The sequence below is a fragment of the Methanobacterium sp. CWC-01 genome (genome assembly GCF_030323845.1).
In the GTDB taxonomy this organism is placed as follows: Archaea; Methanobacteriota; Methanobacteria; order Methanobacteriales; family Methanobacteriaceae; genus Methanobacterium; species Methanobacterium aridiramus.
On record NZ_CP040735.1, the window covers coordinates 736,810 to 751,389 of the forward strand.

Consider the following 14,580-nt stretch of genomic DNA (forward strand, 5'->3'; position numbering starts at 1 on the left):
CCAAATTGGTTACGCCGGGACAGGGATTTGAACCCTGGCGGAGCCATGCTCCACGGGATCTCAAGTCCCGCGCCTTACCTGGCTAGGCTATCCCGGCATGTGATTATTAGGGATCTTTTGATCAACCTTTTTCTAAAAGGTTGGGATATCCCGGCTAATGATAATCTAGTTCTAAATAATAATTCTTTTTTGATCAAACCTAGGTAGGTTTAGGAAATAACTTTCCCATTAACAAAAAAGAGTATGGTGTTATTTGTTTAGAGGCTGTTTGTTTCAGCCTTAGCTTCTTAGTTCTATTTCGATACTGACGTTATCAGGCACGTTGACCTTCATAACCTGACGCATGGCCCGTTCATCGGCCTCAATACCCACTAGGCGTTTGTGGATCCTTAGTTCCCACTTTTCCCAGGTGGCTTTTCCTTCACCGTCTGGGGATTTGCGGCTGGGGACCACTAACTTCTTGGTGGGTAGGGGTATGGGTCCGGATAGGTCCACACCAGTCCTCTCTGCAATCCTTTTAAGCTGGTCGCAGACGTAGGCCAGTTTCTCGGGGTCGGTGCCGGTTAACTTAATTCTGGCTTTGTTCATGTTCCTCCTCCATAAAAAGAAAAAGGAAGGCAAGATGCCTTCCTTAGTAGATACTTATTTAGCTGGCACCAGGTCGATGCACATACCAGCGGCCACAGTTTGGCCCATGTCCCGGATAGCGAACCGGCCCATGTGTGGTATTTCACTGATCTTCTCGATGACCATGGGTTTGGTAGGTTTAACCACCACAAAGGCGGCGTCCCCGGTTTTCAAGAAGTCAGGGTTTTCTTCTTTAACCTGACCAGTGGTGGGGTCCAGTTTCTTCTGGAGTTCCAGGAAGGTACAGGCTACCTGGGCAGTGTGACAGTGGAATACAGGGGTGTAACCCACGGTGATAACACCGGGGTGCTGCAGTACTACGATCTGGGCGGTGAACTCTTTAGCCACGGTTGGTGGGTTGCTGGTGTGTCCAGCCACGTCTCCACGGCGGATGTCATTTTTACCCACTCCACGGACGTTGAATCCAACGTTGTCACCAGGTTCGGCCAGGTCCAGCATTTCGTGGTGCATTTCGATGGATTTTACTTCTCCGCTAACACCTGGTGGTTCGAAGATGACGGTTTCGCCCTTCTTCATTATACCGGTTTCCACTCGGCCCACTGGCACGGTTCCCACTCCAGTGATGGAGTAAACATCCTGGATGGGTACTCGTAGTGGTAGGTCGGTTGGTTTTTCTGGTGCAGTGAACTCGTCTAAGGCTTGCACTAGGCTGGGTCCCTTGTACCAGGGGGTGTTTTCGGATGGTTTGGTTATGTTGTCTCCTTCAAAGGCGGAGAGTGGTATGAAGTTGATCTCTTTGGGCTTGTAGGCCACGGTCTTGATCAGAGCAGATACTTCCTCTTTGAGGGCGTTGAATTTTTCCTCATCGTATTTGACCAGGTCCATCTTGTTTATACCGATGATGAGCTGGTTGATCCCCAGGGTACGGGCTAGAAACGCGTGTTCCTTGGTCTGGGGCATTACACCGTCGTCGATAGCTACCACTAGTACGGCAGCATCGGCCTGACTGGCACCGGTGATCATGTTTTTTACAAAGTCACGGTGACCAGGACAGTCCACAATGGTGAATTCATACTTGGGGGTGTCAAATCTGGCGTGGGCCAGGTCGATGGTTACCCCTCTTTCCCTTTCTTCAGTCAATTTGTCCATAACGAATCGGAACTTGTCTTCTCCTTCGGATAGCTGTTGTTCAGCGATGGCTCCGGATTGGAGCAGAAGGTGACCGACCATGGTTGATTTACCGTGGTCGACGTGTCCGATAAACGCCAAGTTCATGTGTTCTTTCTCTTTAGCCATAAGTTATTCCTCCATATTATAGATTAGTTTAAAGAGCATCTTAGGGTATTTTAGATAACCCTATATTTATGCTTGATCTCCACTAGCCTAGGTAGTGGTCAGGACCGTAAGGTTCTGGTGATAGACCTTTTCGGTTTCTGATTTCCCTTATTATGGTCTTCTGAAGCTCCTTAGGCAGTCTTTCAAATCCTGCGTTCTCGGTGGACCACAGGCATCTTCCCTCGGCAGCGGAGCGTATGTCCCCTGCAAATCCGAACATCTCAGCCACGGGTACCTTGGATTCCAGGGTGGCCATGTCGCCCTCCTGGCCCATGTCTATGATCTGGCCTCGACGGTTCTGGACTTCACGGGTGGATGATCCCATATAATCTTGGGGTACGTTGATAAATACCTTTTGCACCGGCTCCAGGAGCACGGGCTGGGCCATCATGATACCACCGTAAACGGCCTTACGGATGGCGGGCAGTACCTGGGCTGGGCCCCGGTGTACTGCGTCCTCGTGGATTTTAGCATCAACCAGTCTGATTTTAAGTCCCATCACCCTCTCCCGGGCTATGGGTCCATCATCCATGGCACTTTCAAATCCTTCCAGTAGGAGCTCTTTGATCTCATCCAGGTACTGGATACCACGGGTGGCGTTGATAAATACGCTCTTCTCGTAAACATCCCACACCTTCCGGGCTTCATCCTTAGGCAGGCCGGCTTCCATGAATATGGAAGCGTTCTCTTTACCCTTGACCTTGCCTTCCTTGATGGTTCCTTCCTGAATGGCCTTATAAACTGATTCGGGCAGGGGTGAAATTTCGATGTAGAAACGGTTGTGTTTGTTGGGTGATTTACCCTCCACTGGGCCGGCAGTGCCGGCGATTGTCTCCCGGTACACTACTATGGGTTCTGATGTCTCGATCTCCACGCCCTTCTCGTTGATACGGTAGGCGATAATCTCCAGGTGCAGTTCACCCATACCGGCCACCAGGTGCTCACCAGTTTCCTCGTTGATCTGCATCTTGACGGTGGGGTCCTCTTTACCCACCTGACGCAGGACCTCGATGAGTTTGGGTAAGTCTTTGGTGTTTTTGGCCTCTACTGCCACGGTGACCACTGGTTCGGAGATGTGTTCCAGGCCTTCGAAGGCCTCGATTTTGCGTTCTACACTGGAAATAGTTTCTCCGGCCACGGCGTTACGGGCACCGGTTATGGCCACGATGTTCCCGGCAGGTACCTTGTCGGTGTTCACCCGTTCCGGTCCGAAGTACACTCCTACCTGCTGGGTCCGGGCCTTGCCATGGGATCCTACGAAGAAGATTTCACTACCCTTCTCTATGGTTCCTCCGTACACCCGTCCAGTGGCTATTTCACCGGCGTGTTTGTCGATACTCACGTCGGTTACCATCACTGCCAGAGGTCCGTCAGGGTCAGTGTTTACCATTCCCTGACCCTCCTCACTCTCGATGTCCCCGGCCCAGATGTTGGGTACCCGGTACCTCTGGGCTATGTCGGGGCTGGGCAGGTGCTCCACCACCATCCCCAGGAGCACATCGGATAGAGGTGCTTTCTGGGCTAATTCCTTCTGGTTATCGTTGTTACAGTACTCCAGGATGTCCTTGAAGTTTATACCGGTTTCCTGCATTAATTTGACGTTGATGGCCCAGTTATGGTAGGCAGATCCGAAGGCTACGCTGCCGTCTTCGACTCTGACTTGCCATTTCTTCTTGAGATCCTCCGGGGCCATGTTCTTGATGAGTTTGTTGGCATTGGCAATGACCTTTATGAATCGTTGCTGCAGTTCCTCGGGGTCCAGTTTAAGCTCGTTTATGAGCCGGTCCACCTTGTTGATGAAAAGTACTGGTCGTACGTTTTCCTTTAAAGCCTGCCTCAGCACGGTCTCAGTCTGGGGCATGATGCCCTCCACGGCACACACCACAACCACCGCACCGTCCACTGCCCGCATGGCACGGGTTACGTCTCCCCCGAAGTCCACGTGACCGGGAGTATCAATGAGGTTGATGAGGTACTCGTCATCCTGGTACTTGTGCACCATGGACACGTTGGCGGCGTCGATGGTTATACCCCGGGCCTGTTCCTGTTCATCGAAGTCCAGGTATAGCTGGTCACCAGCCAGTTCGGCAGATATCATGCCTGCACCAGCTAAGAGATTGTCGGATAGGGTGGTTTTTCCGTGGTCAATGTGGGCCACGATACCGATGTTCCGTATGTATTCCGGTTGGTACATCAGTTCCTTGATCTTGTTGATCATTTTTGTACGTCTGCTCACACGTATCACCTAAATAAATCTTATTAATGGGCAGATCGAGCTACCCTTTCTTTTTCTTCCTTTTTCTGTATGGCAAAGCTTCTGGTATCGTACTCGGCAGCCAGGAGCAGCTCCTCCGCCAGACATTCCTCGGCGGATTTTTTCCGTTTGAAGGCAGACTGTAATGCTCCTCTGGTTAAGAAGGCCAGAGCCAGGTCCACCCTCCTCTGGGGGGCGATGTCCACTGCTACCTGGTATCCGATTCCACCGTACTTGATACGGGTGGTTTCTTCCCGGGGTGCGGTGTTTTCCACGGCTTTGACCAAGACTTGCACCGGGTTCTGTTTAGAACGCTGGCTTATAATGTCAAATGAATCCTTAACAATATTGTAGGACTTGTTCTTCTTCCCAGAATTCCTTTCCGTCCGCATAATCTTGTTCATCAATCTTTCCACGATGGAGACTCTGGATTTAGCGAACTGTCTCCGGACGTGACGCCCCATGGTATGGGGGACCATAATCTCATCCAGACAGACGTAGTTAACCAGGCCCATGTCTTCCACCTTCACCTCCGCTAATTCCCATTTGTCAAAAACTTTAAAACTCATAAAAATTACCTCAATTATCTCACTGGTTTCTCGATTTTACCCCGGACCATCTCCACCAGGGATACGTTGTTAACTTTGGTGACCTTCCAGCGCACACCAGGGATGTCTCCCTTGGATCTTCCTGATCCTCCACCGATTCCTTCGATTAAAACTTCGTCGTGTTCATCGATGAATCCGATGGCCCCATCTCCCGGAGCAAAGGCCGTGATCTGTTTACCGTTTTTGATAAGTTGCACCCTCACACACTTTCGGATGGCGGAGTTGGGCTGTTTAGCCTCTATACCCACCTTTTCAATGACGATACCCCGGGCCTGGGATGATCCTTCCAATGGATCGGCTTTAACGTCTAGCCGTAGCTGTTTCCTCTTGTAGGAAGTGTCCTTCCACCTGAAGTGTTGTCGATTTTTTTTAAGCTTTTTTGCTGCGAAAAGTCCTGGCAAATATGATTCCTCCTTAAATAAAAACTTATAAAGTTTTAGCTTGATTATATCCTATTTTATTACTATGTTACTTATGTTGTGCTGCCTCTTGGCCAGGATTCGGGCTCGTTCTATATTCTGGCCCCCCTTTCCAATAGCAGTTCTTTTGTTACGAGAATCAGCCTCGACAGTGGCTATTTTCTCGCCGTTCTCCTTTTGAAGTACTCTGATACTTCGAAGTTTGGCGGGAGCCATGAGGTTGCTGAGAAACTCCACCTGATCATCGGAGTGCTCTATAACTTCCACACCTTTATCCACGGTTTTCTGGACTTTGGTAACGGTACTTCCCCTCTTTCCAATGGCCAGTCCCATGTCGCCATTTTTGACCAGGAAGGTGAGTTTACCGTTTTCTTCATCCACCAAACAATCTTTGACGGTGGCCCCGGTCATGCTCTCAAACAGGGCGATGTACCTTATCTCGTTTGTAGTGAATTTGATGGTCACAAAAACTACCCCATTAGTTCTAGTATGGTTGAATCTCCGGGATCGGAGATGATCATTGTAGCCACGGTGAAGGGTTTACCGCACACGGAACCCAGATCCACACTGGTGCCCTCATAAGTATAAACCGGTATTTCTGATAACTGTGAGTAGTGCTCCACGTCTTCTCTGATTTCCCGGGGGCAATTTTCAGCTATGATGACTAGTTTTCCTTTTCCAAGTTTCAGGGCCTGAATTGTCTTTTCTGACCCCAGGGTGACACTTCCTGTGTCTACTGCTACTCGAATTCCTCTATCTACGTCCATGGAATGCCTCCTATTCTCTCTGTTTCATTATGACGCCAACTGACCCTGTTCCCAGTGGTATTGGCTGACCGATTATAATGTTCTCTATTATTCCGGTGAGATGATCCACCTCACCCCGGATACTGGCCCTTAACAGGTGTTTTCCAGTTTCCTCAAATGATGCCCGGGCCAGTACACTGGCCTTTTCACCGCTGATACCGTGACGGCCAATGGATTTCACCATTCCGTCGGCGGTCATCATATCCGCCACCAGCATGATGTGCCGGACGTCCACGGTTAGACCCTGCTCCTCCATGGTGGTTTGGGCTTCGTGGATAATTGCATTACGGGCGGCTTCAATTCCCAGGACCTTCTCCACCTCGTGTATGTCGTTGGTGGTGGTCCGGGTCTTATCCACTCCCTCCATCTTAAGGACGGCCCCTAAATTTGAACCTTCAGTGTGTATAACCCATTCCTGGCCTTCCTTCCTGATTACGACTTTTCCTATGTTTTTGATACCACTTATCTGTAAATCACGGACCTTATCCGCTAAAAGTCGTAACTCTCTGATGGCATGTTTAGCTTCAGAAATCGTAGGTTCAAAACTCAGCAGGTTCTTATTTATCTCCACCTTTTTAAAAGCTTTTTCTATCTTCTTTATGATCTCATCATAGTCCAGTCTTTTCTCGGTGATTTGCTCCTCATCTATCTCGATGGAAAGTGACATGCTTGCATAGTTGACGTTGAAGTCCTTCAGAATGTCGTTCAGGGTTATCTTACCGATACGATTGGCCATGGTTCTTACAAACTCTTCGTCAGGGGCATAATCTTCTTCGAAGTATATGGCCATGGTTGGTGTGGATATCTTCTTCCTGGCATCTACAATTTCGATGAGTCGAGGCAGACCCAGGGTAACGTTCAGTTCAGCCACCCCTGCGTAGTGAAAAGTACGCATGGTCATCTGTGTACCGGGTTCGCCCACTGACTGGGCAGCTACCGTTCCAACTGCTTCGCCCGATTCGACCTCAGCCCGTTGGTAGGCTTTCTTAAGGTTTCCCACCAGCTCGTCCAGTTCAGCAACCTTTAGTTTGTGCCTTTCCGCGGCTTCGGCGATATCCTGGATGAGTTGCTCCGGGAAATCGGCTTTCTTCTTCTTAACCACCTTTTCTACCTTCTTAATATCCACATAACCACCTTTAGTTGCCTCTTTAGTCCCCATAAATCATTAATCATATACCCTATTTATCTGCCTTGGCTTTGATGCGCATCTCTTCAATGAGCCGGTCAATATCGGCCACCTTACCAAAGTCGCTCTTAGCGGGGTCTATTCCATCTTCACCGTAACGGGTCTGTATAACCACTCCCCGGTTGTCACGTACGGTTCCATCCTCGTTGACGTTGAGATCCTGCAGGGCGTTAACCAGCCGACGCTGCATGTAACCACTCTGGGCGGTACGGATAGCAGTGTCCACCAGTCCTTCCCTTCCCCCCATGGCGTGGAAGAAAAATTCCAGGGGGTCCAGACCGGATTTGTAACTGGAGTGGACAAATCCACTGGCTTTGGCGCCCAGTTCACCTTCTTGGAAGTGAGGTAAGGTACGGTTACGGTATCCCCGTTCTATCCTACCACCCCGGACAGATTGCTGCCCCACACATGCTGCAATCTGGGTCAGGTTAAGCATAGAACCACGGGCACCGGTTAATGCCATTATCACAGCATGGTTGTCCATTCCGAAGTAGCTTTCTGCTATTTCTCCTGATTTGTCCCTGGCTTCACCCAGAACCTGCATGATCTTCATCTCCAGAGTTTCCCGGAGGCTGCGGCCAGGTAGGGCTTCCAGTTCCTCGTTGTGGTATGCTTCAATTAGTTGCTCTACCTTTTTTTCAGCGTTACTTAGAAGTTCCTCAATACGGTCCTTGGCTTCCCGGGGTATCTCTTCATCAGCAGTGCTGGTGGTGAATCCCCGTTTCATAATACCCGATATGGCTAATTTAGTAGCCGAATCCAGGAATTCACGGGCCCGATCCGTACCATACTGCTTAACTACGGAGTCTAAGATTTTACCGGAGAATGCTCCAAAGGCTTTCTCGTCGATAGCCCCCATTATGAGCTCTCCATTCTCAATTACCACGTAAGCGTCATTTTTACACTCTTCCCGGAGACATTCGTCGCACTTACGGCAGATCTCGGCCTTGTAAACCATATGCAGATCATCGGGTAAGAGTAGGCTGAATATCTCCTTACCGGTCCAGTCCCTGTTTTTAGGCTCAGGAAGGGGAAGCTGTGACTTTCTAACCATCTGGAAAACGTCATCCTCCTTAAAGACCGAACCATCCCTGGTCAAAAGATATCCACCCGAGATATGATCGTGGATCCCGCCGATAATGGGACCGCCAAAACGAGGGGATAATATATGTTCCTGCACCCGCATCAGGGATTTGGCCTCTGCCCGGGATTCCTCGGTCTGGAAGACGTGCATGTTCATCTCGTCCCCGTCAAAGTCAGCGTTGTAAGGGGGGCAAACACAGAGGTTAAGTCGGAATGTTTTATGCGGAAGTACCTTCACTTCGTGGGCCATCATAGACATCCGGTGCAGAGAAGGCTGCCGGTTGAAAAGTACTACATCCCCATCCATTAAGTGGCGTTCCACCACGTAGCCGGGTTCCAGTTTTTCCAGGATAGACTCCTTGGTTTCATCGTAAACCCGTATCTTACGTTCGTCAGGCCGGATAACGTAGTTGGCACCGGGGTGGTTTTTGGAACCATTTTCGATGTGTTTTTTCATCTGTTCAATGTTCCAATCGGTGACGTAGACTGGTACCGTGACCTCGGTGGCAATCATCTCCGGAACACCCACCTCGTTGATGCTGATGTTGGGATCCGGGGAAATAACAGTCCGAGCCGAGAAGTTAACCCTCTTACCAGACAGGTTACTTCGGAAACGTCCCTCCTTACCCTTTAAACGTTGTGCCAGGGTTTTAAGGGGCCTTCCGGATCGGTGCCGGGCTGGAGGAACTCCAGAGGCCTCATTGTCAAAGTAAGTGGTAACGTGATATTGTAACAGCTCCCATAAATCTTCCACGATGAGTTGGGGTGCTCCGGCTTCCATATTCTCTTTAAGTCGCTGATTTATACGGAGAATATCCACCAGTTTGTGGGTCAGGTCATCTTCAGATCTTTCACCAGTTTCCAGGGTGATGGAGGGCCGGACCGTCACGGGAGGCACAGGTAGCACAGTTAGAACCATCCACTCTGGTTTGGCGATTTGGGGGTTGATTCCCACCAGATAGTATTCTTCTTCTGGAATTTTCTCCAGCCATTCCCGCACCTCGCTGGGGGTGAGCTTGTAGTTTCCTTCCACCAGGGATACTGGCTTGTCGATTTTGATATCCTCCTGGATGGTCCTCTGCTGGGCTCGCTTAGCTTCCTGGTAGATGGGCTCCACAAATTCCTGCAGCTCCTTGGTGACCTCCTCATTTTTACCCTTGATATCCTTGACGGCCTTGATGAGCTCTTCAGTCACATCCTTTATGGAAGTTATTTCCCCATTAGGTTCTACATCATCTATTTTACCTGCAGAAACCCGCTTTTCTTCGAGTTCCACCAGTTTCTGGATCAGATCTTCGATATTCTTCTTGCTGTCGGCATCCATGCCCTCGCCCATTTCCTCCAGGATCTCCTCCGAACTCTGGATCATGAACTCGGCGTTTTTCCGGATTTCAGCCTGTTGATGACAGTGTGGGCAGTCATCCCGGCGAGCCAGGGTGTAAATTTCCTTGATGATATCAGTGATACTTTCCTCATTCTGGATCCGGGCATCTAGCTTTCCCATGTAGAACTCCTTCTCCGAATCAGTGAGTAACACCTTACCACAGCTACTGCAAGTTGAACGCAGTATCTTGTGTATGGTGTCTGCAAATCCTACATGGATTACCGGCCGGGCCAGGTTAATATGTCCAAAGTGTCCCTGGCAGTCCCCACCCTTGGATCCGCAGGAACGGCACCGGAGTCCGGGGTCAATAACCCCCAGACGGGGATCCATTAAACCCGCCTCTATGGGATATCCATCCTCATCGTAGGTGTCGGGAGTCACGATCTTGGTGACTGACATTTTCCGAATATTCTCCGGGGAAAGCAGGCCGAAATTGATTTGGGCAATCTTTTTTATAATTCCTGTCAAGCTTAATCTCTCCTTATCCTCTTACACCCTAAATTCAAGCCTTATCCTCCAGAACCAGTTTAGGGAATATGCACAGGCTCTTGAGTTCGTCCAGCAGTAATTTAAATGCGTATGAAATTTCCACCGGGAAGGTGTCTGATTCTCCACAGATGGAACAGTATTTTCTATCCCGTATCCGGTCATAAATGGCGATCATTCCACACTCGGAACATACGATGGCATCGTACTTATCGGACTCATCCAGAAGTCTTTCTTTAAGTGCTAAAGCCGCCCCATGAGCAATTAAACAGTCCCTTTCCATCTCACCAAACCTTAGACCTCCTTCACGGGCTCTTCCTTCGGTTGGCTGCCGGGTTAGGACCTGTACTGGTCCCCGGGACCGGGCGTAGACCTTGTCTGAGGTCATATGGTGCAGTTTCTGGTAGTAGGCCACGCCAATAAATATCTCCGCCTCTATCCTTTCGCCGGTGATCCCGTTGTATAGGGATTCTCGGCCGGCGGTTTCGAATCCATTGTCACGAAGGAGTTCCATAATCTCTATTTCGTGGTTGCCGCTGAAGGGGGTTCCATCCATGCGCTGTCCCTCCAGGCAGCCGGCCTTACCAGCCAGCATCTCCAGCACCTGTCCCACTGACATACGGGAGGGGATGGCGTGGGGGTTGATTACCAAGTCGGGGACTACACCGTCCTCAGTGAAGGGCAGGTTTTCCTGGGGAACTATGAGTCCCACCACTCCTTTCTGTCCGTGTCGGGAAGCGAATTTGTCCCCAAATTCGGGCTGTCTCTGGTCTCGAACTCTGATCTTGGCCAGTTTACTTCCCTCCACAGTTTCGGTTAGCAATACCGCATCCACCACTCCGTGTTCGCCGTGACGCACGGTAACCGAAGTTTCACGTCGTCTCTCAGCCACGGTTCCGAATTCGTCTATTTCTTCCAGGAACCTTGGTGGTGATGTTTTACCAATCAGAACATCTCCCGAAGTTACTTCCACCTCCGGGTTTACGATTCCGTCCTCATCCAGGTTCCGGTAAACCTCTTCGGAGCGGTAGCCCCTTACTATGTTTTCAGGGACCTCGAACTTATCTTCCTGTCCACCCGGATACCTTCTTTCCGAGGCTTCGTAGGATCTGAAAAATGATGAACGAGCCAGTCCTCTTTCTATAGAGGCTTTGTTAAGGATTAAAGCGTCTTCCATGTTGTATCCTTCGTAGGACATAACCGCCACCACGAAGTTCTGACCGGAGGGACGCTGGTCATATTGAGTAGCATCCATACTCCTGGTTTTTACCATTGGAACTTGAGGATGGTGCATTAAGTGGGCGCGGGTGTCGGTACGCAGGTGATAATTGGATACATACAATCCCAGAGCCTGTTTGGTCATACCCGCTTCCATGGTATTACGTGGAGAGGAGTTGTGGTTGGCGTAGGGGATGATTCCAGCACAGATACCCAGCATGGTGGCCGGATCGATCTCTAGGTGGGTGTGTTCCAGGGTTAGTTCCTCGGGGAACATGGCCAGGTAGGTGTTTTCTTCCTCCTCGGCATCCAGGTATTCAATTATACCTTCTGCCACCAGGTCATCCCAAGTCATTTCCCCATCCTGAACTTTCTGGATGTGTTCATCCTTCAGCAGAGATTCTCCATCCTGTACTACGATAACTGGCCTTCGGGTACGGCCCGGATCGTTGAAGATGTATATTTCGTTGTTATCATGATAGTGGGTGATGTTCGTCTCCGAGGAAACAGCCCCGGAACGTCTTTTTTGCCGTATGGCTTCCACAAAAACTTCCGGATCTTTACAGGTTCCAATAAGCTTTCCATTAATATAGACCTTACATTTTTTCACAGATTCGCCCCCAATGGCAGATTAAGTTTATAAAATGAATATTAATCCTTCTCCTTTTTTATATGGGATTTATGAGTTTCATCTTTTTGATGGACCTTTCCAGTTCATCCGGATCAGCACCGTCAGATATGCGGGCCATAATGGCCAGGTTCTTCACCAGTCCACAGTTAGGTCCTTCTGGGGTCTCGTTGGGACAGATTTTTCCGAACTGGGTGGGATGCAAATCACGGGCCTCGAAGTGGGGTTGACTGCGGCTTAAGGGTGAAACCACCCTTTTAAGGTGAGATAAAGTTCCCATGTAACTGGTACGATCCAGCAACTGGCTAACACCAGCACGGCCTCCCACCCAGTTCCCAGTGGCTATGGCGTGCTTGATGTTCTCGGTTAAGACATCAGAACGTACCGCCTGTTTAACTGAGGGTTCTTTACCCCTGGTGAGACTTCTTTCTAATTGATAAGTCATGTCCCGAGTAAGACTGGTAAAAGCAACTCGGAAGAGGTCCTCCATAAGGTCTCCTGAGACTCTAAGTCTTTTATTTGCGTAGTGGTCCTTGTCGTGGGGTTCACGCTCGTCAAAGATTACCTGTAGCAACATCTCGGTCATTTCCGCCAGATAAGTGGCTTTATCAGCCCTTTTATCCGATTCGACTCCCATATGTGGTAACAGATAACGGTCGATGACGTCTTCAGCCCTTTTTATCCGGTACTCCTCAGTCATGCCCTTGGCCACCCGGTTCCCAATATACTTGATGGCATCGTAGGTAGTAGTTATCTCCGAGGTTTGTATGTCATCTATAAGCAGAAATTGTATGTCGTTTTCTTCAGAAACGCTGTTAACCAGATCTACATCCTTTTCCAGTCCCAGAGCCCTTAAAAGAACCACTAATGGTATCTCTCCAGGAACGTAGGGGAATGATATCCGCAGGAAAACTCCTTTTTTCCTGGGTTTCCGGTATTCCAGTGTTATTCTAGCCCGGAACCCACTTTTTATAGAAGTGACTATGGCCCGGGCCCGACGATCCTCCTTCTCTCCGATCCTTTCTAGAATAACCTTGTTGGGGGCTATTTCCTCCATAGTAACGATAGCCCTCTCGGAACCGTTGACAATAAAATAACCACCAGGATCCTGGGGATCTTCACCACTTGCCTCCACCTCAGCACGGTTAAGGCCATTTAAGTGACAGATATTGGATTTAAGCATAACCGGCAGTTCACCAATATAGACCTTCTCCATGTCCTGTGCTGCTTCCCCCTTCATCAGGGCCATGTCCAGATACATGTGAGCAGAATAGGTAAGGTTACGAAGCCGGGCTTCGGTGGGGAAAACTTTACTCTTGGATCCGTCAGCTTCCTTGATGAAAGGTTTCCTAATCTCTAGTTGGCCGGTTTGTATGCAGTAATCACCCTGTTCAAGAACTATGGGTTCTGTTATGTCGATTATATCTTGTATGCGGTGATCCACGAAGTCATTGTAAGACTTCAGATGATGATCAACCAGATTGTAGTCATTAAAAAAGGCATCCACCAATTCCCAGGCATTTTTCACCATTAAATTCCTCCAAAAACAAATACACGTCGATAAAATATTTTAAATCTTATAAATTTTCTCCAATTTATTAATATTATTTACAATTGGCCTATTTATAATTGGCTTTTACTAAAAACCTTATTATCCTAATACCAATCGATAACTAACAAATTTTCCTGCGGTTTGGCTTTTTCGAGTGATTTTAAGAATATCACCCTCTTTTGCACCGATTGCCTTTACTACAGGATCGTCCAACTTTATTTTCGGAAGCTGCTCAGGGTGGACGTCCATCTCTTTGAGCACCTTCGTTATTTGGTTTTTCTTCAAAACAACATGATCTGGAACAAGTTCGTGTTTTAAGATATCCTTCTTCACCATTTAGTTCCTCCAGGAAAAATTAGAACGGGCCCGACGGGAATTGAACCCGCGACCACTTGGTTAAAAGCCAAGCGCTCTCCCAGACTGAGCTACGGGCCCTCTAGACGCCCTGGCCGGGATTTGAACCCGAGTCGTGGGCTCGACAGGCCCACATGATAGCCCCTACACCACCAGGGCAACTCATAGAATGAGAGTATTGAGAGTTTAACTATGCTTACTTATATACTTTTACTTTTGAACCATAGATATCTGATCTCGCATCTAGTTTTTCTATGTAAATTGTGTAAAGATCTATAGAGAAGCCTTTCACATCTCCAGTACCTGATTCACAAATTTTTAAGTTCTGCACATCTTAGTTTTAGTCCCGCCTGCCGGACTTGAACCAGCAACCCTCGGATCTACAGTCCGATGCTCTGCCAAATTGAGCTAAGGCGGGTTTTAAGATGGGACCACCCGGATTTGAACCGGAGTCTCAGGCTCCCAAAGCCCAAAGGATCGACCAAGCTACCCTATGGTCCCGTCATAATCTTGTTATTAATCTTGTTTTTCAGGTGAGTCAGGATTCATACTACGCCTAGAGCCCCGGACGGGAATTGAACCCGCGACCACGAGATTACAAGTCTCGCGCTCCACCAGACTGAGCTACCGAGGCATAGTTAGAGCAACTAAATTTAAGAAATATTTCCATATAAAGTTT

Annotated in this window: 12 protein-coding genes and 6 tRNA genes; all 18 read right to left on the reverse strand. The window is 49.0% G+C overall.

Annotated elements, in window-relative coordinates:
• Positions 1-12: 12 nt before the first annotated feature.
• The 18 genes from FGU46_RS04015 to FGU46_RS04100 all read right to left on the reverse strand — a co-directional run bounded on the left by FGU46_RS04015 (position 13) and on the right by FGU46_RS04100 (position 14,535).
• Positions 13-97 (reverse strand) — tRNA-Ser (locus tag FGU46_RS04015).
• Positions 98-279: 182 nt separating this feature from the next.
• Positions 280-588, reverse strand: coding sequence for a 30S ribosomal protein S10 (gene rpsJ / locus FGU46_RS04020; RefSeq protein ID WP_286476792.1), 309 nt, complete (start codon positions 586-588; stop codon positions 280-282).
• A 54-nt stretch (positions 589-642) separates the two neighbouring features.
• Positions 643-1,884, reverse strand: a complete 1,242-nt coding sequence (gene tuf / locus FGU46_RS04025; protein ID WP_286476795.1) for a translation elongation factor EF-1 subunit alpha — start codon at positions 1,882-1,884, stop codon at positions 643-645.
• 82 nt (positions 1,885-1,966) lie between these two features.
• Complete coding sequence (locus FGU46_RS04030; RefSeq protein WP_286476805.1) at positions 1,967-4,159, reverse strand: elongation factor EF-2; 2,193 nt, start codon at positions 4,157-4,159, stop codon at positions 1,967-1,969.
• Between the two features lie 23 nt (positions 4,160-4,182).
• Positions 4,183-4,746, reverse strand: coding sequence for a 30S ribosomal protein S7 (locus tag FGU46_RS04035; protein ID WP_286476808.1), 564 nt, complete (start codon positions 4,744-4,746; stop codon positions 4,183-4,185).
• A 14-nt stretch (positions 4,747-4,760) separates the two neighbouring features.
• The gene (locus FGU46_RS04040) at positions 4,761-5,186 is read right to left on the reverse strand and encodes a 30S ribosomal protein S12 (protein ID WP_286476816.1); all 426 of its coding nucleotides are present in this window, start codon (positions 5,184-5,186) and stop codon (positions 4,761-4,763) included.
• 51 nt (positions 5,187-5,237) lie between these two features.
• Positions 5,238-5,669 carry a NusA-like transcription termination signal-binding factor gene (locus FGU46_RS04045; RefSeq protein WP_286476817.1) on the reverse strand — a complete coding sequence of 144 codons (432 nt, stop codon included), beginning with the start codon at positions 5,667-5,669 and terminating at the stop codon, positions 5,238-5,240.
• 5 nt (positions 5,670-5,674) lie between these two features.
• Positions 5,675-5,971, reverse strand: coding sequence for a 50S ribosomal protein L30e (locus tag FGU46_RS04050; protein WP_286476822.1), 297 nt, complete (start codon positions 5,969-5,971; stop codon positions 5,675-5,677).
• A 10-nt stretch (positions 5,972-5,981) separates the two neighbouring features.
• Entirely contained in the window at positions 5,982-7,169 is a 1,188-nt protein-coding gene (rpoA2, locus tag FGU46_RS04055; protein WP_286476826.1) for a DNA-directed RNA polymerase subunit A'', read from the reverse strand.
• Between the two features lie 19 nt (positions 7,170-7,188).
• The gene (locus FGU46_RS04060; protein WP_286476828.1) at positions 7,189-10,131 is read right to left on the reverse strand and encodes a DNA-directed RNA polymerase subunit A'; all 2,943 of its coding nucleotides are present in this window, start codon (positions 10,129-10,131) and stop codon (positions 7,189-7,191) included.
• Between the two features lie 34 nt (positions 10,132-10,165).
• Entirely contained in the window at positions 10,166-11,977 is a 1,812-nt protein-coding gene (gene rpoB, locus FGU46_RS04065; protein WP_286476835.1) for a DNA-directed RNA polymerase subunit B, read from the reverse strand.
• Between the two features lie 58 nt (positions 11,978-12,035).
• Positions 12,036-13,526, reverse strand: coding sequence for a DNA-directed RNA polymerase subunit B'' (locus FGU46_RS04070; protein WP_286476839.1), 1,491 nt, complete (start codon positions 13,524-13,526; stop codon positions 12,036-12,038).
• Between the two features lie 120 nt (positions 13,527-13,646).
• Positions 13,647-13,883, reverse strand: a complete 237-nt coding sequence (locus FGU46_RS04075) for a DNA-directed RNA polymerase subunit H (RefSeq protein ID WP_415926581.1) — start codon at positions 13,881-13,883, stop codon at positions 13,647-13,649.
• A 25-nt stretch (positions 13,884-13,908) separates the two neighbouring features.
• Positions 13,909-13,982: transfer RNA gene (locus FGU46_RS04080), tRNA-Lys, on the reverse strand.
• A 6-nt stretch (positions 13,983-13,988) separates the two neighbouring features.
• Positions 13,989-14,060, reverse strand: a tRNA-Asp gene (locus FGU46_RS04085).
• 185 nt (positions 14,061-14,245) lie between these two features.
• Positions 14,246-14,319, reverse strand: a tRNA-Tyr gene (locus FGU46_RS04090).
• Between the two features lie 8 nt (positions 14,320-14,327).
• Positions 14,328-14,402: transfer RNA gene (locus FGU46_RS04095), tRNA-Pro, on the reverse strand.
• Positions 14,403-14,461: 59 nt separating this feature from the next.
• Positions 14,462-14,535 (reverse strand) — tRNA-Thr (locus FGU46_RS04100).
• Positions 14,536-14,580: the final 45 nt, after the last annotated feature.

Excerpts from the sequence above, each read along its gene's own strand:
- rpsJ (WP_286476792.1), bottom strand. The coding sequence starts at position 588 with ATGAACAAAGCCAGAATTAAGTTAACCGGCACCGACCCCGAGAAACTG.
- tuf (WP_286476795.1), bottom strand. The coding sequence starts at position 1,884 with ATGGCTAAAGAGAAAGAACACATGAACTTGGCGTTTATCGGACACGTC.
- FGU46_RS04035 (WP_286476808.1), bottom strand. The coding sequence starts at position 4,746 with ATGAGTTTTAAAGTTTTTGACAAATGGGAATTAGCGGAGGTGAAGGTG.
- FGU46_RS04050 (WP_286476822.1), bottom strand. The coding sequence starts at position 5,971 with ATGGACGTAGATAGAGGAATTCGAGTAGCAGTAGACACAGGAAGTGTC.
- rpoA2 (WP_286476826.1), bottom strand. The coding sequence starts at position 7,169 with ATGGGGACTAAAGAGGCAACTAAAGGTGGTTATGTGGATATTAAGAAG.
- FGU46_RS04070 (WP_286476839.1), bottom strand. The coding sequence starts at position 13,526 with ATGGTGAAAAATGCCTGGGAATTGGTGGATGCCTTTTTTAATGACTAC.
- FGU46_RS04075 (WP_415926581.1), bottom strand. The coding sequence starts at position 13,883 with ATGGTGAAGAAGGATATCTTAAAACACGAACTTGTTCCAGATCATGTT.